The following is a 19,084-nucleotide window of genomic DNA, read 5'->3' as shown; positions in this document are numbered from 1 at the left end:
CATTAGCTTGCTTTTATTGTTTGTAAGTATTTATCCACTAATTGTCTTACAGATGATACTTGAAGACCAAATATTATTTGGATATTTTTACCCTTTTTAACTATTCCACTATTTTCAACCTTGTTTATTAAATCATCTTTTATTAAAGATTCATCCTTTATTTCAACTCTTAATCTAGTAAAGCAATTATCAACATTTACAATATTATCTATTCCACCTAATCCATCAACTATATAAGATACATCTATATCATTATCTACTTGATTTAGCTTTTCTTCTTTACTTTCTTTTTTATCTTCTCTTCCTGGAGTTTTTAGATTTAATTTATTTATTAATACTCTAAATAAAGCGTAGTAAAGACCAAGTTGAGCTATACCAACTGCAAAGAAAATTGGCCAGTTAGTTTTATCTACTCCTGCTGCTAAGTTCATTATTATTACATTTATTATTCCGCCCCCAGCAATTGAAGTAACATCTAAAATGTATAAAACAGCAAGTGCTAAACCTGTAAGTAAAGCATGTACTACTAAAAGTATTGGTGCAGCAAATAAAAATGCAAATTCAAGTGGTTCTGTTATACCAACAAGTACTGAAGTTATTGTAGCTGGAAGTAATATTGATTTTACTTTTTGCTTATTTTCAGGCTTTGCACAATGATACATTGCAAGAGAAGCACCAACTAATCCAAACATCTTAGATATTGATGTTGCTTGATATATTATAGATGTTGAGAATTTCGTAATTTCTGGATTATTCATTTCCATCATTGCTATTGGCATTGCACCTGCATATATTTTACCACCAACTTCTACAACTCCACCTAAGTCACTAAATAAAAGTGGTGTGTATACTAAGTGATGAAGACCTGTTGGTACTAATATTCTATCTAAGAATCCATAAGTAAACATTCCAAGTGCTCCTGAATCTGATATAAATCCAGTTGTTTTAGATATTACCCCTTGAATTGATGGCCATACAAATGTCAAACCTACCCCTAAAAATATTGCTATTGGTATAAGTGTTACTAATGTAAACTTTGTACCTGAGTACATCTGCATTGCACCTTTAAATTCTTTATCACAAGTTCTGTTATATACAAATCCTACTAAACATCCTATTAATATTCCTATAAATACTCCCGTATCTAATACTTGAACTCCTAAAACTAATGCTTGTCCTGAACCCATAAGATTTTGAGGGTCTACTAATTTCCCCATCATACTTAACATTGTGTTCATTGATTTTAGATATGTAAAATATATCATTAATGATATAAGTGCTGCTCTATGCTTGTCTTTTTTAGCATATGCTGAAGCTATTCCTATTGCAAATATAATACCTAAGTTTTCTATTATAAACATCATAGATGAATATAATATATTCCCTAACATTTGAAATGGTGCAGCTTTTAGAAATGGTATAAAATTACTTATAGTAGGATTTACTATTAAAACACCAAATGTAGTTATTAGACCTACTATAGCTAAATACATAAGTGGCTGTACCATAGCCTTTGAAAAACCTTCTGTTATCTTAAGAATTTTTTCTTTCATATTTTAGTCCCCCTAATTTTATTTTCATAAATAAATAAGGCAAGAACCAAACTACAACTATCTAAAGTCATAATCTAGGTCTTGCCTTATTTAAAAGTAACAATCCATCGTATTATTAATTTTTACTACTTACTTTTTTTATATGTAATATTAAATATATTATTTCCTGCTTTGAAAGGGTATAATTAAATGATCGTTCTGTGTATTTAGATATTTTATCTACACAATTTTTTTCTTCTTTATACTTACTTACAATCATATTATATATATCGTCATCTTCTAATTTTAGCTGTTCTTTTTTAAATACTCTTTGAGAAAAGAACTTTAAATGAGTTACTAGCCTTATATAATCAAGTGAATCTTCATTGAAATCTAAATTAAAATGAGTTTTTATAATTTTTAATATATCCTTTGTTAATATAGTTATATTCATAGTGTTATACATTTCTTCTCCAAGAGATGCATTAACTATATGAAGTGCTATAAATGCTGCTTCATCCTCAGGAAGTTCTATGTCTAACTTATCTTTAATTAAATTAATAGACCACTGTCCTAATCTATATTCATCTTTGTATAATGTTTTAATTTCCCAAATCATAGGATTTTGAAGTACAATATTTTCTTTAAATCTATCTACTGCAAATACTATATGATCTGTTAAAAGTACATATATAGATGAATTTAATTTTTTCCCTAATACATCTTGAGCATGCTTTACTATTTCCTCTGTTATTAAAAGATACTCACTTGGTGTATTTTCTAATAGTTCTATTAATTTTTGATTTTTTGAAGGATTATCCATAGTAAATATTTTTTCTATATTATCTTTGTCTATAAGGTCCCCTGGCTTTTTTTTAAAACCTATACCCCTTCCCATAACAACTGCTTCTTTATTTTTGGAATCAAGTACGGTTACAACATTGTTATTAACAATCTTGTCTATAATCATATTTTACCCCCTAATTCATAAGTCTATAAACTCGGATGTCTTTTAACTATATAACATTTATCATTAAAATAAAAAAATCTATACCAAGTCTAACGTAATATCGCGACTCAATATAGGTTTTGCCTTCTAAAAGTAACAATCCTTTTTCGTATTTTAACTTTTTATTATGTCTATATTATATATGCCACAGGAAAACATTGTCAATATATTTTTATAGAATTTTCTTAAATTTATTTTTATTTATTCAATTGACAATTTTTACATATATTTGCTAGAATCTAAATAAACGTGTTACTGTTAAATCAGGCATAAGTTTATTTGATAAACTTATGCCTTTTTTTATTATTAAATAAAATAATATATATTTTTTATAAATTATAATATGAAAGGATGGTGAGGTTCCTACTTTAGGAACTAACTTATGTTTAGTATATTTAAAAAGAAAAATTTGGCTTTAAAAGCACCTATATCAGGGAAAGTTATAGATTTATGTAATGTTCCAGATGAAGTTTTTTCAAATAAAATGTTAGGGGATGGAGTTGCTATTGATACTACTGGAGATGTTGTAGTTGCTCCTTGTGATGGTACAATTGAACTTATAATGGATACTAATCATGCTTTTGCTATGAAAAGTAATGATGGTTTAGAATTGTTAGTTCATGTTGGTATTGATACAGTTACTTTAAAAGGACAAGGATTTAAACTTTTACGTAAAGTTGGTGATAAAGTTACTGCTGGTACTCCTATTTTAGAGCTTGATAGACAAATTTTTATTGATAATAATATATCTTTAATTACTCCAGTAATAATTACTAATAATGATGCATTAAAAGAACTTAATTCTATGATTGGATTAGATGTTAAACATGGTGATGATAATATAATTGAATATAAACTTTAGATAAAGAGGAACGAATCGTTCCTCTTTTATTTTCCCATTTTTTATATTTTAATTCTTCTTAATAAACAGTTGCAATTGATAATAAATATCTATAAAATTGTAAATATATAAGGAGGTTTAAAATGGACAATATTAATAAATTTCAAAGTTTGATTATATTATTGATGGTTTTAATAGGAATAATACTCGGGCAAATAAATATTATACAAACCTATTCTGAATATTTAATTATGCCTTCTTTGATAATAATGTTATTTTTAGTATTTATACAAATACCATTAAAAGATATTACAAAATCATTTAAAAATATAAAGTTTACATTAACAGCAATACTTATAAATTTTGTATGGACACCTATTTTAATATTTTTTTTAGGGAAATTTTTCTTACAAAATAGTCCAGAGCTTTTAATTGGATTTATAATGCTTATGGTAACACCTTGTACTGATTGGTATTTAATATTTACAGCTATAGCAAAAGGTAATGTTGCATTAGGAGCATCAATTTTACCACTAAACTTTATGCTTCAATTACTACTGCTTCCTGTGTATGTATTTTTAATTGGAGGCTCAAGTGTAAACATAGATGCATTAAGCCTTACTCAAGGAATGGTTGTAAGCTTATTTATACCTCTTTTATTAGCTACTATTTTTAGAAAAATTACAATTAATAAAAAAGGTTTAAGTTATTTTGAAGAAAATATATCTCCAAAGGCTTGTGATTACCAAGGTTATTTTTTAAATTTAGCAATAATTTCAATGTTTGCATCTCAAGGTAAAGTATTACTTAAAAATCCTCAAGTACTTTTACAGCTTTTACTACCAGTACTACTATTTTTTATAATTAACTTAGTTATTGGACAAGTTGTTGGTAGAAAAATAAAATTAAGTAAAGAGGATAATGTTGCTTTAAGCTTAACTACTTTAGCTAGAAACTCACCTATAGCACTTGCAATAGCAGTTTCAGCTTTTCCTAATGAGCCTTTAATATCATTAGCGCTTATAATAGGACCTTTAATAGAATTGCCTGTGTTATTTCTAGTGTCTAAAATATTATTAAATATTAATTATGTTAAACAAACATAATATAAAAATAACTGTACCTTATGTATTTAAACACTTTAAAATCTCAGGTACAGTTATTTTTTAAATTTTATATTATAGTTTATAATAATAAAATTTACTAATAGTTTTATATTTTCTTTAATTAATATATTAATCATTCAAATAGTTATATAGGCAAGCATAAATATAAACTGCTAGCTAAATTTTAGCTATCTTTTTAACTTTTTCAAGAGAAAACTTATATATTATAAACATAAATAATATTACTAGTAAAATTATTCCTAATCCTACAATAAGAGCTAAAAACTCTCCTTGTGATATATTTCCTCCACTATTTCCGTAGAATATAGTAAGATATATCATATATGTAAAAATACTTCCTATTACTGTTGGATATATAAATACCTTAGCTAATTGCTTTTTAATATTTTTTTCAATATATTTTTTGTTTGCTCCAAGCTTTTTAATATCTGAAAATAGCTGTTTATTATCAAGTCCAATAGTTACTGCTCTAGTATAAGCTATTATTGCCGTTGATGCTAAACATATTATTGCTATATAAATGAATAACATAATAAACACAGCCATATTCTTAAGTAAATCTTGTTTATCTAAAGGTTTAAACATAGGATAATACTTCCACTCATTAAAAAGTTGATTATTATCTGAAGAAAGTTCTAACTTGATATCATAATCATACTCTTCTCCATTTTTTTGTGCTAACATTTTTTCATACTCATCGAAAGAAGTAGATACTGCTACATCTTTTGAACTTCTATTTATAATTTCTTCTTTTAAAGCTTTAGCAAATTCATAAGTTTCATTAGGATTTATAACATTAAATAACACAAACTTCTCGTATTGTTCTTTTGGTAATCCTTTTGAAAGTCTTAAATAATCTTTATCTGATATTACATACTTTCCTTGATGTTCTTTCGCAAAAGGTCTAAAAGAAACTGTTCCTGCAAATTTTATTTTCTCAGATTCACCTGTTACTGGATGAGTTATTGCATCTAAATCATTAAATTTTGACCAAATGCTTTCAGATTCTCCATCAGCTATAACTTTATAATACTCACCTTTAGAAACATCAATATTTTGTCCTGATACTTTATTAAAATCACTTTCTTTGAAAAACTCATTATACTGCATCTTTTCTACATACTCATTTTTAAGCATATTATTTTCATCATAATCTCTATAATATCCATTTGTAATAAGTGAAATAGCATCTACCTCATAGTAGTCTGTTATAGAAACATTATTCTCCTTAGAAAGAGAATATATTTCTTCTTTATTTATTTGATTTTCATTTCCTTTATAGTAAAAAGCATAATCTATAGGATTGTTTTTTATATCTACTAAAAGACCAGTCATCGCTGTAGGTGTATAAAATGCTGCAAACACTCCTCCTGCAATTAAAAATGTTATTACACACATGTTCCTAACTGTCTGTTTTCCTGAAAATCTCATCATATTTGTTGATATAATATTTTTATAATACTTTTTAGGATTTTTTCCTTTTTTGCTATAGATTATTGCGTGAGTTAATACCATATAAAGACCTAAAAATGATAATAAATACATAACATTCCATATAGATGGCATAATATATCCTATTGTTTCTACTATTATATTTGGAACACCATATCCTAAAAACAATCCACTTATAACTAATATCCAGCCAACTACACCAGTCCAAGGTTTAATATCTTTTACAACTTCAGACTTTCTTTGTTCATAGATAATATCCATAATATTGCTTCTTTTTATAAACTTAGCACCATTTATAAATATACATAATGTTACAAAAATACAAAACCCAACTCCAAATATAAGTCCTGTAGCTCCAAACTTATATGCCATTTCTTTTGTATCTATAATAAATATCTGAAAAACTTTCCATATTATATAAGAAACAGGAATACTAAGAACCACCCCAACTATTAAACATATAGGAATAATAAGTATAAGTTCTTTTAATAAAACTTTCTTAAGCTTTGATTTTCTTTCTCCTAATGCCATTAAAATTCCAAACTCACGACTTTTATATTTATAGAATAAAGAGGATGCATAAGTTGTAAATACAGCACATCCAATAATTGCTATGGAAAATATCATATAACCTTGTTTTCTACTATCTCCTCCTGATGGTAAGATGTTCATTACTGTTGGGCTAAAAAACATTAATGCATATGAAGTAACTAATAAAACCGATAAAGTTATACAAAAAGCAAGCATATAATAATTTTTTATGCTGTTTTTTCTAAGCTTTGATATAACATTATTCATTGTCACTATCATCACCTCCTAGTTTTTTAAGTGTATCTAGGAGTCTATCCATAAATTCAATTCTATTTGTAGTTTTAGTAAGCTCTGTATACACTTCACCATCTTTAAGAACTATAACTCTATCACAAAATGATGCTGCAAAACTATCGTGAGTTACCATAAATACAGTTGCACCTAATTCTTTTTTTGCTTGAACAAACGAATCTATAACGGCTCTACACGATTTACTATCTAAGTTTCCAGTTGGTTCATCTGCTAAAATAATATATGGTTTATTAATAAGAGCTCTTGCAACAGCGCTACGTTGTTTTTCTCCTCCTGATATTTCTGCTGGATATTTATTTTTAATATGTGAAATACCAAAAGTAGTACAAAGCTTATTTGCTAGTACTTCCATTTTAGTAACATCTTTATCTGCTATAATTTGTGGTAAACAAATATTTTCTATTACACTTAATCCATCTAATAACATAAAGTCCTGAAAAACAAAGCCTAACTTTTGATTTCTTATATCCGCTAAACTTTCTTCATTTAATCCTGATATATTTTCTCCTCCAAGTAATATTTCACCTTTTTCAAAAGGCACAAAGCAAGAAATACAATTTAAAAGTGTAGTTTTTCCACTTCCTGACGGCCCCATAACGGCTACAAACTCTCCTTTTTTCACATCAAAAGATATATTTTTTAATACATCATAATTTACATTTCCTGTTTTATAACTTTTATATAAATTCTTAACTTTAAGCATAATCTTCCCTCCTAATATTTTATAATTTAATTGTATATTTTTATTAAGGACTTAAAAACTATACCAAATGTAATCTTTTGCAGTGATATTGTAATTTTTGGTATGCTATAATAAAAAAATAGGGGGAATAATTTTTATGCTTAAAATTGCAATATGTGATGATGAAAAATCTCAAATTAATTTACTAAAAAATATATTATCAATACATTTAGATTTAAAGGGGTTAGATTATAAAATCTATGAATTTGATTGTGGAGAAAGTCTTATTAATTCAATTACTAAAGAAAATTATGATATTATATTTTCGGATATAGAAATGAAAGATCTAAATGGAATAGATACTGCAAAAAACATTAGATTACACAATAAAAAATCTATAATTATATTTGTTACATCATATCCTGATTTTGTTTTCCAAGGATATGAAGTTAAGGCATTTAACTATATATTAAAGCCTTATAAACCAGAAAAAATAGGACAAGTTTTAAACTCTGCTCTTGAAGAATTAGATGAAATTCAAGATAAGTTTTATATTGTAGAATCTAAATCTAAAACTGAAAAAATAAACTTAAGTAATACCTATTATTTTACTAGCGATAAGCGTAAGGTAAATGCAGTTACTTTTACGGAAACTATAGATTTTTATGATAAACTAGACAATCTTGAAAAAAATCTGCCTTCATTTTTCGTAAGAATTCATCAACGTTATCTTATTAATATCAATCATGTATCTTCAGTAGAATCTAGTAGTTTAGTTATAAATAAAGAAACATTACCTATAAGTCGTGGTAGATATAATTCATTTATGATTGAGTTTGCAAAAACAATGCTAAGGTAGGTACTTTTATGTATGATATAATTTACAATCTTACAACTTTAATACTTTGTGCAGTAACAAGCTACTATTTTTATAAGGTTATAGCAAATTTTTCATCAGTTAAAGATAATAAATATGCTAAATTTGCTTCTATACTTGGAGCTTATCTTATTCCAAATGTAATTATATATACTTCAGATATTGTTAATGTTTTTTATACTATGATTGGTTTTATTTTAATAATGGTTGTTTTTTATAAATCTAGCTATATTAAAAATATTTCTGCTGTAATGATTTTTTATCCTATTGTAGTATCTATAAATTTAATGGCCAATGACTTTTGTGCTAAGGTTTATATTTATTTAGGTGAAACTTTATGGATGGATTATTTTGCTCAAACACTAGAAATGTGTATTATTTCATTTTCTTGGTTTTTAATTTACCATTTTTCTAAAGACAAGCTAAGTAATATAGGTAGATATATTGATATAAAAACATGGATTATGATAGATATTATATGCTTAGCACCTTTTATTTCCATAATAACAACAATTATAAATACACCTTTAGGAAAAGAATATCAAGCATATCCCATAGCAATTGCATGTATAATTACTAGCTTGAGTATGATATTTCTTATTGAGTATATAGTTAAAAATGTTAAAAATCGCCTTGAAAATCAAAACCTAAAACTAGAATATAGCTACTATAGAGAGCTTGAAGAAAATCAAAAAAAGGTAAGAAAGCTACATCACGATATGAATAACCACTTATCTGTAATATATTCATTTTTAGAATATTATAATTTAGAAGGTGCAAAAGATTATTTTAATGAACTTTCAGATAAGTTTAATGTAAGTAATAGAGTGTTTTGTAAAAATAGTATTGTAAATGCAGTTATAAATTCAAAATACAATTTAGCAATACAAAATCAAATTGATTGTTTTTTTAATATTGATATAGACGAGATGCTTCCTTTAGAAGATATTGACCTTTGTTCTATTTTTTCAAATACACTTGATAATGCTATTGAGGCTTCTTTAAAGTTAAGTGATATTTCGCAGAGAAAAATATCTTTGAAAGCTCGCTGCAATAAAGGTTATTTTAGTTACTCTATTTCTAATAATTATAATGGTATTATTAAATTTAAAAATGGTAAATATAACTCTACTAAGTTAGATTCAAATATGCATGGATTTGGGATTGAAAACATAGATGATATTGTAAAAAAATATAGTGGCACGCTTAATATCACTTATTCTGAGTGTGAATTTAATTTATTGGCAATTATTAAAATTTAAATACTAAATTAACTCCCACATTATAAGTTAAAACTTGTTTGTGAAAGCTAATTATTCATAAAAAAGGAGGAACAAATCGTTCCTCCTTAGCTTTTATATCTATATAAAATACATATTAAGTTTAATAGTTTCAATGCTACCATAAACTTCATTAATAGCTTTATCAACATCTTATTTATTGAAACCTACGAAAAAACCTTATTTTTATTTCTCAAACAACATCTTATTGAATTAACTATACTTAATAATAAAATTTACAAATTTAATGAAATCATTTTGTGATTGGAAGGTAATTGAATATTATGTATAATACTACTTAGGTCACAATTATTATAATGTGAAATTAAGCTAGAAATAGATATATTAAATAGAAAGGTGAATATTTATGATATACTGCAGTAACTATAAAATTGGTTTAGAAGATATAGGAATAAATAATGAAGCGACTAATAAAGCACTTCTTACAATAATGGAAGACGTAGCAGGGCTTCACAGTGCATCTGTAGGCTATGGAGTTTTAGAAATAGAAACTAAAAAGAGAGTATGGATGCTTTTGGATTGGAAGGTGAAGGTCATAAAAAGACCTAAATATAATGATGATATAAAGGCAGAAACATGGTCAAGAAAAGTAGAAAGACTCTATGCATATCGTGATTTTCAGCTTAAGGATAAAGAAGGAAATATAATTGCAATTGGAACATCAAGATGGATATTTGTTGATACAGATAGAAGGAGACCAGTAAGACTTACAGCAGATATTGCAGATTTATATGAATCAGAAACAGATAAAAATGTATTTCCAGAAAAAATAGAAGATATTGAATGTGAAGATTACCTTTTCAAAAAGGACTACTATATTCAAAGAAGAGACATTGATATAAATGAACATATGCATAATTTAAGCTATCTAGATATGGCCTATGAAATTTTACCAGAGGATATTTATAAGAATAAAGTTTTTGACAATATAAGAATAGTATACAAAAAAGAAATATTATATGGCGAAAAGATTGAATGTTATTATGAAGAGCAAAACAATAAGCATATTATTACAGCAAAGACCGAAGATAAGATAAATGCTATAATAGAATTGTCATAGAAACATAATAGAAAGGACTTAAAATGGAAATCTATTTACCAAAAATAATAGCTAATTCACCAACTAAGCTACCTATACTTGAGAAAACAATACTTTACTATATAATAGACAAAGCCTTTAAATCTAAAAATGAAAATACTAAAAATTTAAGCTTAGAAATTAATATAAATGAAATAATAGAAATTATAAAAAATACATCAATAGAATGTATTGATGTAGTATTTCAAACTAAACAAGCTATAAATAATCTTAAAAACATAAAGTTAAGTTTAGTAGATAATGGTTTTCATATAAAGCTTAAACCAATTGAAAATATCTCTTTATACGCTTCAACAGTTTATGTTGACTTAAATCCAATAGTTATAGAATATTTAGACCAAATCCTATTTGGAAACTACATTAAATTTGACCTACTTAAAAATTCTATAGTTAATAAAACTAAAACCTTTATATAAAATTTTATATTAAAATAAAAATACCAAATATAATCATAAATATATTTGGTATTTTTATTTTAACATTCTACTCTCTTTTTAAAAAAAGTTTTTTTATTGTATAAGTAATCAACCAAATAACCCATAACAATAACTCCAACTATATCAATTACAAGTCTAACAAGAGTAAACTCATATCCAATAGCACTTATTTCAAATGTCAACGTAGAAATCTTAACAACACACCAAGCATTTAAAAATATAATTATATTTGAAAACCTAACTCCTTTATCCATAAGAACTTTGGCAAAAGGAAATGCTGCATACATAGGACCTGCTGCAAAACAAGCTAAAGCAAAAGATAAAAATATACCAAGTAGCCCTGATTTATTTCCCATATACTTAATAAAATACTCTCTAGGAACCCACTCTTCCAAAAGAGAAAGTAAAATCATAACCCCTGGAAGTATCCCTAACATTTGTAAAATACTAGATTTTACGTTACTAAAAATACTAGCCCCCAAATTATTATTAAAAAAATATATAAATATGCAAATAATAAATCCAATAAGTACATATTTATATCTATTTAAAATAAATTTTATATTTATCATCCTAAAATTCCCCCTACAAAAGAAGCTACTACAAAAGCAAATAAAAATGCTACAACATTTCTATAAAAAGCAGCCTTCTTTCCTATAAATTTTGATTCTAGTGGAAGTGTTAGTATTCCAACCATAGTAGAAGTTGATATAAATGCTGCTACTTGTGCATATCCAGCCCCACTTTTAAGTAGAGAATCCCCCACTGAAAAAGCTACAAATGTAGGCATCATAGTAACTGCACCTATAACTGATGATATAGTTGTTCCAATAAATTTTGATTCTTCGCCAATAAGCTTTGATATAGACTCTGTGTCTAATACAGATAAGATTATAGCAATTATAATTACAATAAGAAAAAATTGAGGCATTATCGCTTCTAATGATTTCACACCTTTTACAAAAGCACTTTTTGTTTTTTTTGAATCTCTTATAAATGAAAAAATAAATAAAATAATACACATTAAATAAATAATAAAATTAATCAAACATACTCCCCCCGTAGCCATGCTATAATTAGAATTTAATTATAATATGCAATATTTATTATCATTGCCACTTAAAGAAATTATAGAAAAAATTCTATTTATTATTTAACAAATCTCTAACAACTTCAGATGCTATAATAAGACCTCCAGAAGATGACATAAAAGATATACTTCCAGGAATTATTCTATGACCATCTGATATTTTTTCTTTTAACTCTAAAGGGTTTTCACTTGAAAAAACTACTTTTAAATGATCAATATTTCTGTCCCTTAATTCTTTTCTTACTACTTTAGCTAGAGGACAAGTATGAGTTTTTGAAATATCACTTACTTCTATTTTTGTTGGATCTAATTTATTGCCCATACCCATAGAACTAATTATTGGTATATTTCTTTTTTTACACTCTTCTATTAAATGAATTTTAGATGATACCATATCTATTGCATCTACTACATAATCATAATCATCATTAATTATTTCTTTGCTAGTATCTTTATTAAATATAGTATTTATAGCTTTTATATTTAAGTTTTTATTTATATCTAAAAGCCTTTCTTTTACTACTTCTACTTTGTCTTTGCCTAATTTTGAGTTAAGCCCTGGTAGTTGCCTATTAAAATCACTTTCACAAACTTTAGCATAATCTACTATAGTTATATTTCCTATTCCAGCTCTTACTAAAGCTTCTACACAAAAGCTTCCTACTCCCCCTACTCCTATAACTAGAATATTTGAATTTTTAAGTTTCTCTAATCCATCTTCACCTATTAAAATGGCTGTTCTTTTTATAAATTTATTTTCCATTTTAACTCTCCTTTTTATTTATATCTTAATTAGTATAACAAAAAAAGAAGGAACGATTCGTTCCTCCTTAATAATCTTATTTATTTAATTATATAGCTATTATTAATCCAACTACTAATGCACTTAGTACACTAACGAAGAATCCACCTAACATTCCTTTGAATGCTAATTTAGCTAATAAACTTCTCTTTTCTGGACAGAAAACTGATATTCCTGATATACATATACCCATACTTGATATATTAGCAAATCCACAAAGAGATATTGCCATCATAAGACCAGTTCTGTAGTCTAAGTTTGGTAACATTGTACCCAATTGTCCAAAAGCAACGAATTCATTTAATACTAACTTACTTCCTAAAAGCTGAGAAGCTGTTAATATCTTGTCTGTAGGAAGACCCATTAATGCTCCTATTGGTGCAAATATATATGATAATATTTGTTCTAATGATAATCCTACAACTCCTAATATACCATTAACAAGTGCAACTAAAGCTATTATAGCTATAAGTGAAGCACCTATACCTAATGCCATTTGAAGCCCGTCATTAGCACCTTGAGATATTGCAGATATAAGGTTTGGATTATCCCCTTTATTATCTATGCTTATTTCTTCTTTAGAACCTTCATGTTCATGACCCTTAGCTACAAATTCATGTTCAACTTCTGTTTCTGGAAGTATTATCTTAGATACTATTATACTTCCAAGTGGCACTAATGCTCCACCTATAAGTAAGTATTCCATAGGTATTCCAAGACCTGCATATCCCATTAAAACAGTTGCAGACATACTACCCATACCAGATACTAAAACTAACATTATTTCACTTTTAGTCATTCCTGATAAGTACTTTGAAACTAATATTGGAGATTCAGTTTGTCCTAAGAACATATTAGCAACAGCAACGAAACTTTCTACTTTAGAAGTTCCAAGTACTTTACCTATAACCCCACCTATTGCTTTAACAACAGCTCCTATTATACCTAAGTAGTATAATGCAGCTACTAACGCTGATATAAATATTATGTTACCTAAAACTTGTATACCAAATATCATTCCTGTTGGAGCACCTGAATCTGCTAGTGGCCCAAATACAAATGATAAACCTTCAAATCCATAACTTAAAGTAGCAGTTACTACATCAGATACCTTTTGTAGTGCAGCTCTTCCAAGTGGGAATTTTACCAGTAAAAATGCTAGGATAAATTGTATTATAAATGCTTTAGCTATCATCTTTTTATTTATTGCTTTTTTATCAGATGATAATAGATACAATATTCCTAACAAAATAATTATGCCTAGTGCATTTATTAGTATTGTCATATTTTCTCGCCCTCTACTTTTGTTTAATTTCTGATAAATTTAGTTTATTTATCTAGTCTAAGTATTTATAATATGCACTTCTTAAAAATTAAATATTAGAAGCCTTGCCCCACACATATCATTTTTCAATACTTTTCGACAATTAACAAAACTTTATTTACCAATATAATTAAAATGTAAATGTTATTTTTCTTTAATATTATAACCTTTTCTTATTTATTATGACAAGACTTTTATTTTATTTATTAATTATTTATTTACATTTTTATATATATTACCCATTTGTATATATATTACCCATTTTTAATCTTTATATTATCTAAATTTATAACAATTTAATCTAAGTATTAGTATAAAATATATTAGCTTGCATATACTTTTAATATATAATTTATTATCAAAGGAGTATAAAATGAAAAAAAACTCTAACAAAAAACATGATAATTTATCATTTTTAAATCATTTTGATGACCAATACAATCAAATAATAGATAATAACGACGTTTTTGAAAGTTCTGATAGTGAAACTACTGATTTAATAAATTTTAGAGTAATAAATACAAATAACTCTTATCCATCTCAAGATCCTAATATTTATGAAAGTAATAGTGAAGATAACAAATAATAAAGTTACTTAAAAGGCATGTAAAAACATGCCTTTTAATATTGTAAAATATTAAATTTTTATGATAAGCTAAAATTATTATATATTTAGGAGAAAATTTATGAAATTTATAAAAGATTCTTTTATAGTTAATGACTATGTTAAATTAGCAATAGTAGACAAAAGAATTACTCCTACTATGGAGAAAAATTTAAGAGCTAGAGGTATAGATTTAATAAAAACAATTGGATGTAAAAATTCTTATGATGCTATAAAGTTTCATCCAGATATAAGTATATTTAAATTAAATGATGAAAATATAGTTGTATCTCCTGATGTCTATGATTATTATAATGATAAATTAAAAAAGTATAACTTTAATGTCATAAAAGGAAATCTACCTATAGAAAGTAAATATCCAAACAATATACAATACAATGTTTGCTTGTTTGGAAAGTATGCTATTCATAATTTTGATTATACAGACAAAAACATTTTAAAGTACATAAAAGAAAATAATCTTACTATGATTAATGTAAATCAAGGATATACAAAATGTTCAGTATGTATTGTTGATGAAAATTCTATTATAACTTCAGATGAAGGTATATATAAAGAAGTAATAAAACACAATATTGATTGTTTACTTATATCTAAAGGAAATATTGATTTATTTAATATGAATTATGGATTTATAGGTGGATGTAGCGGACTTATATCTCATAAAGAATTAGCTTTTTACGGTAATATCAAGCTTCACCCTGATTATGATAAAATTTATGATTTTGTTAAATCTAAAAATAAAGAAATTATTTCTTTAAGTGATGAAAAATTATTAGACTTAGGCTCTTTAATACCTATTATGTACTAAATTTTGAAAGGTGTGACATATTTGAGCGTTGATAAATTAAAAATAACCTTTAATAATGGCTTTACTAAAATAGTAGAAAGAAATAACATTAAAAACTTTAATGCCCTACTTGATTGGATGGACAAATTTAATTCTAATCAATATATAAGTTTACTTACTGTCTCTGGATTTGAACTTGGTAGTTCTATATCTTTAGATAAAAATAATATAAAATCTATAGAAATAATAGATTAATAAAAAGAGGACTTAAAAGTCCTCTCTTTTATTTATTTAATTATAAAAGATATTATACCTATAACTATACATAAAACTCCACCTAAAAATTGTCCTAGCCCAGATGCTTCTCCCATTAATATTAAATTAAATATGTTTTTACCTGTTTGGCTTTTTCCAAAAAATGCATCATCAGTTTTCATTCTATGTATTCCCCAAAGTGTTAAAATTATTCCAAAAATTATAAATGCTATTCTCATTATTTTCATTTCTCCATTTCTTATTTGTCCCCATCATCAAATATAAATGCTTCTTCAATCGATAAATCAAAAACTGAAGCAATTCTATATGCAAGTAAAACAGATGGGTTATATTTTTGTTTTTCTAAAGATATTATTGTTCTCGAAGATACATATACCTTATCAGCTAATTCTTGTTGTGTTAATCCATGTTCTAACCGTAATTCTTTTACTCTATTCCTCACCAAATCACTCCTAATTAAATCCTACTATTATAATATTTTCTAGCTAAAAATTCAGTGACCATAAAAGATATTATTATAATTAATAAAGCATTATCAGTTTGAATTTTGACCCAGTTTGAAATGAACATAGTAAGTAGGATTATAGCTATTAAAACCCTTAAAGTAAATTTAGCAACTTTACCATCTATTAAGTCATCTCTTTCATCGTACTTTCTTGAAAATTCTTTATCTATTTCTTCTTTATTTACTTGATATTTAATGTTAGAAGCAATAGATAATATAAAAAGAATTCCACCTATAATTGCGGTTAAATATCCAAAATTTACTTCTATAGATGAATTAATTACCATTTCGATAATTCCCATTAGAATAATTATTACTGATATAATAACACGTTGTATAAATTTATCCTCCAAATAGTTCACCTCTAAATATTATAATATTTAATTTTCATGTGAAGTTTATTTCACATGAAGTTAACTTCATATTACATATTTTGTAGAAAAATGTCAATACTTATTTCTCATTTGGAATAACTTACATAAATATATATTATTTTAAATTAAACTTATAAATTTATTTTTATATGAAAATTTTAATTATCCTTAAGTTTTCTAACTTTATTGTAATTGTAGTATAATCATTAATAAGCACAGTACATACTAAAATAGAAAGGAGTATTTTATGAATATTGTTGAAGTTTCAAATATATCTAAGAAACTATCTAAATCTATAATTTTAGATGATTTAAGCTTAGATATAAAAAAAGGTGAAATAGTTGGTCTTATAGGACCTTCTGGTGCTGGTAAAACGACTTTTGTTAAAGCTATAATAGGTATGGAAAAAATAGATAGCGGATTTATAAAAGTATTTAATAAACCCATTCCTAATTTAGATGTATTACAAAACATAGGATATATGGCACAGTCAGATGCTTTATATGAAGATTTAAGTGCAAAAGAAAATTTAGATTTCTTTGGAAAAATATTTGGATTAAATAAATCTAAAATAAAAGAAAGAATAGATTATACTTCAAAATTAGTTAATCTTGAAAATCACCTTTCTAAAAAAGTTAAAAGTTTTTCAGGAGGTATGAAAAGAAGACTATCACTTGCTATATCTCTAATTCAAGACCCTGCTCTTTTAATATTAGATGAACCTACTGTAGGTATAGACCCTCGCCTTAGATTTGATATATGGAATGAGCTTTATAACTTAAAAAATGAAGGAAAATCTATAATAGTAACAACTCACGTTATGGATGAAGCAGTAAAATGTGATAGATTAGCTTTAATAAGGGACGGTAAAATAATTGCTACTGGTACTCCTAATCATTTAATAAAAGAATTTGAAGTTAATACTATAGAAGAAATATTTTTAAAATTAGGAGGTGAAACTAAATGAGAGTTAAAGCATTAGCAATTAGAATTATAAAACAAACTATAAACGATAAAAGAACCCTAGCTCTTATGATGTTTGCACCTCTTATAGTTATGTCTTTAGTATATTTTTTATTTAATTCAAGTAAAGATGTAAAACTAAATATAGGTGTTTATAATACTAATAGTGAATTTAATGATAACTTAAAGGAAACAGATTTAAATATACTAAATTATTCAAATAAGGATAATATAAAAGATAAAATATTAAAAGATGATTTAAGCGCATTTATATATTTAGATGATAATACTTTAAATGTTACTTATGAAAATAGTTCTCCTCAAAATAGTAAACAGATAGAAGCTAAGATAAATGCTACATTAGCAAAAGACGAAATGATTAATATTAAAAATTCACTTAGCTCATATCAAAAGCAATTTGCCTTTTCTAAAAATACACATAACTTAAGCACTAACTTATATATTAGCAAAGTATCTGTTAAAAATAACTATATATATGGAGATAAAAATTTATCTTACTTTGATACTTTAAACCCTATACTAATTGGATTTTTTGTATTCTTCTTTGTATTTTTAGTATCAGGTATATCTCTTTTAAAGGAAAGAACTTCAGGTACATTAGACAAACTGCTTTCTACTCCAATTAAAAGAAGTGAGATTATAAGAGGTTACTTACTAGGTTATGGATTATTCTCAGTTATACAAACTATAATTTTAGTACTATTTTCTGTATATATACTAAATATAAAAATAGTTGGAAGTGTATTTTTAGTAATAATTATAAATATATTAATAGCCTTTGTAGCATTAACTTTAGGTGTTTTAATGTCTACTTTTGCAAATTCAGAATTTCAGATGATGCAATTTATACCAATTATAATAGTTCCTCAAATATTTTTTACAGGAATAATTCCAGTAGAATCTATGGCTAATTGGTTACAAGTTTTATCTAGATTTACACCATTATACTATGGTTCTAATGCACTTAGTGGTGTAGTCCTAAAAGGATATACCTTTAATGATATATATATGGATATAATTATATTGCTACTATTTGCTATAATACTTTCATTATTAAATATAGTAGGTCTAAAAAGATATAGAAAAATATAAAATTAATTTTTTAATCAAATAA

At 25.7% G+C, this 19,084-nt stretch carries 22 protein-coding genes; 11 read left to right on the top strand and 11 right to left on the bottom strand.

Features of this window, described 5'->3' with window-relative positions; all coding sequences use genetic code 11:
* Window positions 1-2: 2 nt before the first annotated feature.
* Window positions 3-1,553, bottom strand: a complete 1,551-nt coding sequence (locus I1959_RS02335) for a PTS transporter subunit EIIC (protein WP_195236972.1) — start codon at window positions 1,551-1,553, stop codon at window positions 3-5.
* 115 nt (window positions 1,554-1,668) lie between these two features.
* Window positions 1,669-2,502 (bottom strand): BglG family transcription antiterminator LicT, encoded by an 834-nt coding sequence (licT, locus tag I1959_RS02330; protein ID WP_195236971.1) that lies wholly within the window; start codon window positions 2,500-2,502, stop codon window positions 1,669-1,671.
* Window positions 2,503-2,923: 421 nt separating this feature from the next.
* Here licT and I1959_RS02325 point away from each other — a divergent pair, with 421 nt between their 5' ends.
* Window positions 2,924-3,403, top strand: a complete 480-nt coding sequence (locus I1959_RS02325; RefSeq protein ID WP_195236970.1) for a PTS sugar transporter subunit IIA — start codon at window positions 2,924-2,926, stop codon at window positions 3,401-3,403.
* A gap of 122 nt (window positions 3,404-3,525) precedes the next feature.
* Entirely contained in the window at window positions 3,526-4,488 is a 963-nt protein-coding gene (locus I1959_RS02320; protein WP_195236969.1) for an arsenic resistance protein, read from the top strand.
* Between the two features lie 177 nt (window positions 4,489-4,665).
* Here I1959_RS02320 and I1959_RS02315 read toward each other — a convergent pair whose 3' ends face one another.
* Complete coding sequence (locus I1959_RS02315; RefSeq protein WP_243239983.1) at window positions 4,666-6,759, bottom strand: FtsX-like permease family protein; 2,094 nt, start codon at window positions 6,757-6,759, stop codon at window positions 4,666-4,668.
* Window positions 6,752-7,507, bottom strand: coding sequence for an ABC transporter ATP-binding protein (locus tag I1959_RS02310; RefSeq protein WP_195236967.1), 756 nt, complete (start codon window positions 7,505-7,507; stop codon window positions 6,752-6,754). Before I1959_RS02310 ends, I1959_RS02315 begins: the two co-directional genes overlap by 8 nt.
* Before the next feature lie 136 nt (window positions 7,508-7,643).
* On the opposite strand from I1959_RS02310, the gene I1959_RS02305 reads away from it, so the two are divergent.
* The 4 genes from I1959_RS02305 to I1959_RS02290 all read left to right on the top strand — a co-directional run bounded on the left by I1959_RS02305 (window position 7,644) and on the right by I1959_RS02290 (window position 11,179).
* Window positions 7,644-8,345, top strand: a complete 702-nt coding sequence (locus tag I1959_RS02305) for a LytR/AlgR family response regulator transcription factor (protein ID WP_195236966.1) — start codon at window positions 7,644-7,646, stop codon at window positions 8,343-8,345.
* Window positions 8,346-8,353: 8 nt separating this feature from the next.
* Complete coding sequence (locus I1959_RS02300; RefSeq protein WP_195236965.1) at window positions 8,354-9,625, top strand: sensor histidine kinase; 1,272 nt, start codon at window positions 8,354-8,356, stop codon at window positions 9,623-9,625.
* 385 nt (window positions 9,626-10,010) lie between these two features.
* Entirely contained in the window at window positions 10,011-10,724 is a 714-nt protein-coding gene (locus I1959_RS02295) for an acyl-[acyl-carrier-protein] thioesterase (protein WP_195236964.1), read from the top strand.
* Between the two features lie 23 nt (window positions 10,725-10,747).
* Window positions 10,748-11,179, top strand: coding sequence for a hypothetical protein (locus tag I1959_RS02290; RefSeq protein ID WP_195236963.1), 432 nt, complete (start codon window positions 10,748-10,750; stop codon window positions 11,177-11,179).
* Between the two features lie 59 nt (window positions 11,180-11,238).
* Here I1959_RS02290 and I1959_RS02285 read toward each other — a convergent pair whose 3' ends face one another.
* The 4 genes from I1959_RS02285 to I1959_RS02270 form a co-directional block, all read right to left on the bottom strand.
* Window positions 11,239-11,772 carry a permease gene (locus I1959_RS02285; protein ID WP_195236962.1) on the bottom strand — a complete coding sequence of 178 codons (534 nt, stop codon included), beginning with the start codon at window positions 11,770-11,772 and terminating at the stop codon, window positions 11,239-11,241.
* Entirely contained in the window at window positions 11,769-12,248 is a 480-nt protein-coding gene (locus I1959_RS02280; RefSeq protein ID WP_166505117.1) for a permease, read from the bottom strand. Before I1959_RS02280 ends, I1959_RS02285 begins: the two co-directional genes overlap by 4 nt.
* 94 nt (window positions 12,249-12,342) lie before the next feature.
* Window positions 12,343-13,053 (bottom strand): tRNA threonylcarbamoyladenosine dehydratase, encoded by a 711-nt coding sequence (locus I1959_RS02275; RefSeq protein ID WP_166505116.1) that lies wholly within the window; start codon window positions 13,051-13,053, stop codon window positions 12,343-12,345.
* A gap of 88 nt (window positions 13,054-13,141) precedes the next feature.
* On the bottom strand, window positions 13,142-14,377 hold the full coding sequence (locus I1959_RS02270) for a NupC/NupG family nucleoside CNT transporter (protein ID WP_195236961.1): 1,236 nt from the start codon (window positions 14,375-14,377) through the stop codon (window positions 13,142-13,144).
* A gap of 412 nt (window positions 14,378-14,789) precedes the next feature.
* On the opposite strand from I1959_RS02270, the gene I1959_RS02265 reads away from it, so the two are divergent.
* From I1959_RS02265 to I1959_RS02255, 3 genes are all read left to right on the top strand, one after another.
* Complete coding sequence (locus I1959_RS02265; protein WP_092926550.1) at window positions 14,790-15,002, top strand: hypothetical protein; 213 nt, start codon at window positions 14,790-14,792, stop codon at window positions 15,000-15,002.
* A 100-nt stretch (window positions 15,003-15,102) separates the two neighbouring features.
* The gene (locus tag I1959_RS02260) at window positions 15,103-15,852 is read left to right on the top strand and encodes a DUF6873 family GME fold protein (protein ID WP_166505115.1); all 750 of its coding nucleotides are present in this window, start codon (window positions 15,103-15,105) and stop codon (window positions 15,850-15,852) included.
* 21 nt (window positions 15,853-15,873) lie between these two features.
* Complete coding sequence (locus tag I1959_RS02255) at window positions 15,874-16,086, top strand: hypothetical protein (protein ID WP_195236960.1); 213 nt, start codon at window positions 15,874-15,876, stop codon at window positions 16,084-16,086.
* A 32-nt stretch (window positions 16,087-16,118) separates the two neighbouring features.
* Here I1959_RS02255 and I1959_RS02250 read toward each other — a convergent pair whose 3' ends face one another.
* The 3 genes from I1959_RS02250 to I1959_RS02240 are packed head-to-tail and all read right to left on the bottom strand — an operon-like array spanning window position 16,119 to window position 16,965.
* Window positions 16,119-16,334 (bottom strand): hypothetical protein, encoded by a 216-nt coding sequence (locus I1959_RS02250; RefSeq protein WP_166505114.1) that lies wholly within the window; start codon window positions 16,332-16,334, stop codon window positions 16,119-16,121.
* Between the two features lie 11 nt (window positions 16,335-16,345).
* Window positions 16,346-16,549: a helix-turn-helix transcriptional regulator gene (locus I1959_RS02245; protein ID WP_166505113.1), complete on the bottom strand. Its 204-nt coding sequence runs from the start codon at window positions 16,547-16,549 to the stop codon at window positions 16,346-16,348.
* A 14-nt stretch (window positions 16,550-16,563) separates the two neighbouring features.
* Complete coding sequence (locus I1959_RS02240) at window positions 16,564-16,965, bottom strand: hypothetical protein (RefSeq protein ID WP_166505112.1); 402 nt, start codon at window positions 16,963-16,965, stop codon at window positions 16,564-16,566.
* Between the two features lie 268 nt (window positions 16,966-17,233).
* Here I1959_RS02240 and I1959_RS02235 point away from each other — a divergent pair, with 268 nt between their 5' ends.
* Together I1959_RS02235 and I1959_RS02230 are read left to right on the top strand one after the other, a co-directional pair.
* On the top strand, window positions 17,234-17,953 hold the full coding sequence (locus I1959_RS02235; protein WP_195236959.1) for an ABC transporter ATP-binding protein: 720 nt from the start codon (window positions 17,234-17,236) through the stop codon (window positions 17,951-17,953).
* Window positions 17,950-19,062, top strand: a complete 1,113-nt coding sequence (locus tag I1959_RS02230; RefSeq protein ID WP_195236958.1) for an ABC transporter permease — start codon at window positions 17,950-17,952, stop codon at window positions 19,060-19,062. Before I1959_RS02235 ends, I1959_RS02230 begins: the two co-directional genes overlap by 4 nt.
* The last annotated feature ends 22 nt before the right edge of the window (window positions 19,063-19,084 follow it).

The sequence above is a fragment of the Romboutsia sp. 1001285H_161024_C4 genome (genome assembly GCF_015550185.1).
Taxonomy (GTDB): Bacteria; Bacillota; Clostridia; order Peptostreptococcales; family Peptostreptococcaceae; genus Romboutsia_C; species Romboutsia_C hominis.
This window is presented reverse-complemented; position numbering and strand designations above follow the sequence as displayed.

Bases quoted from the DNA above. Each gene is read 5' to 3' on its own strand.
- I1959_RS02335 (WP_195236972.1), bottom strand. From the start codon at position 1,553: ATGAAAGAAAAAATTCTTAAGATAACAGAAGGTTTTTCAAAGGCTATG.
- licT (WP_195236971.1), bottom strand. From the start codon at position 2,502: ATGATTATAGACAAGATTGTTAATAACAATGTTGTAACCGTACTTGAT.
- I1959_RS02325 (WP_195236970.1), top strand. From the start codon at position 2,924: ATGTTTAGTATATTTAAAAAGAAAAATTTGGCTTTAAAAGCACCTATA.
- I1959_RS02320 (WP_195236969.1), top strand. From the start codon at position 3,526: ATGGACAATATTAATAAATTTCAAAGTTTGATTATATTATTGATGGTT.
- I1959_RS02315 (WP_243239983.1), bottom strand. From the start codon at position 6,759: ATGAATAATGTTATATCAAAGCTTAGAAAAAACAGCATAAAAAATTAT.
- I1959_RS02310 (WP_195236967.1), bottom strand. From the start codon at position 7,507: ATGCTTAAAGTTAAGAATTTATATAAAAGTTATAAAACAGGAAATGTA.
- I1959_RS02305 (WP_195236966.1), top strand. From the start codon at position 7,644: ATGCTTAAAATTGCAATATGTGATGATGAAAAATCTCAAATTAATTTA.
- I1959_RS02300 (WP_195236965.1), top strand. From the start codon at position 8,354: ATGTATGATATAATTTACAATCTTACAACTTTAATACTTTGTGCAGTA.
- I1959_RS02295 (WP_195236964.1), top strand. From the start codon at position 10,011: ATGATATACTGCAGTAACTATAAAATTGGTTTAGAAGATATAGGAATA.
- I1959_RS02290 (WP_195236963.1), top strand. From the start codon at position 10,748: ATGGAAATCTATTTACCAAAAATAATAGCTAATTCACCAACTAAGCTA.
- I1959_RS02285 (WP_195236962.1), bottom strand. From the start codon at position 11,772: ATGATAAATATAAAATTTATTTTAAATAGATATAAATATGTACTTATT.
- I1959_RS02275 (WP_166505116.1), bottom strand. From the start codon at position 13,053: ATGGAAAATAAATTTATAAAAAGAACAGCCATTTTAATAGGTGAAGAT.
- I1959_RS02270 (WP_195236961.1), bottom strand. From the start codon at position 14,377: ATGACAATACTAATAAATGCACTAGGCATAATTATTTTGTTAGGAATA.
- I1959_RS02265 (WP_092926550.1), top strand. From the start codon at position 14,790: ATGAAAAAAAACTCTAACAAAAAACATGATAATTTATCATTTTTAAAT.
- I1959_RS02260 (WP_166505115.1), top strand. From the start codon at position 15,103: ATGAAATTTATAAAAGATTCTTTTATAGTTAATGACTATGTTAAATTA.
- I1959_RS02250 (WP_166505114.1), bottom strand. From the start codon at position 16,334: ATGAAAATAATGAGAATAGCATTTATAATTTTTGGAATAATTTTAACA.
- I1959_RS02235 (WP_195236959.1), top strand. From the start codon at position 17,234: ATGAATATTGTTGAAGTTTCAAATATATCTAAGAAACTATCTAAATCT.
- I1959_RS02230 (WP_195236958.1), top strand. From the start codon at position 17,950: ATGAGAGTTAAAGCATTAGCAATTAGAATTATAAAACAAACTATAAAC.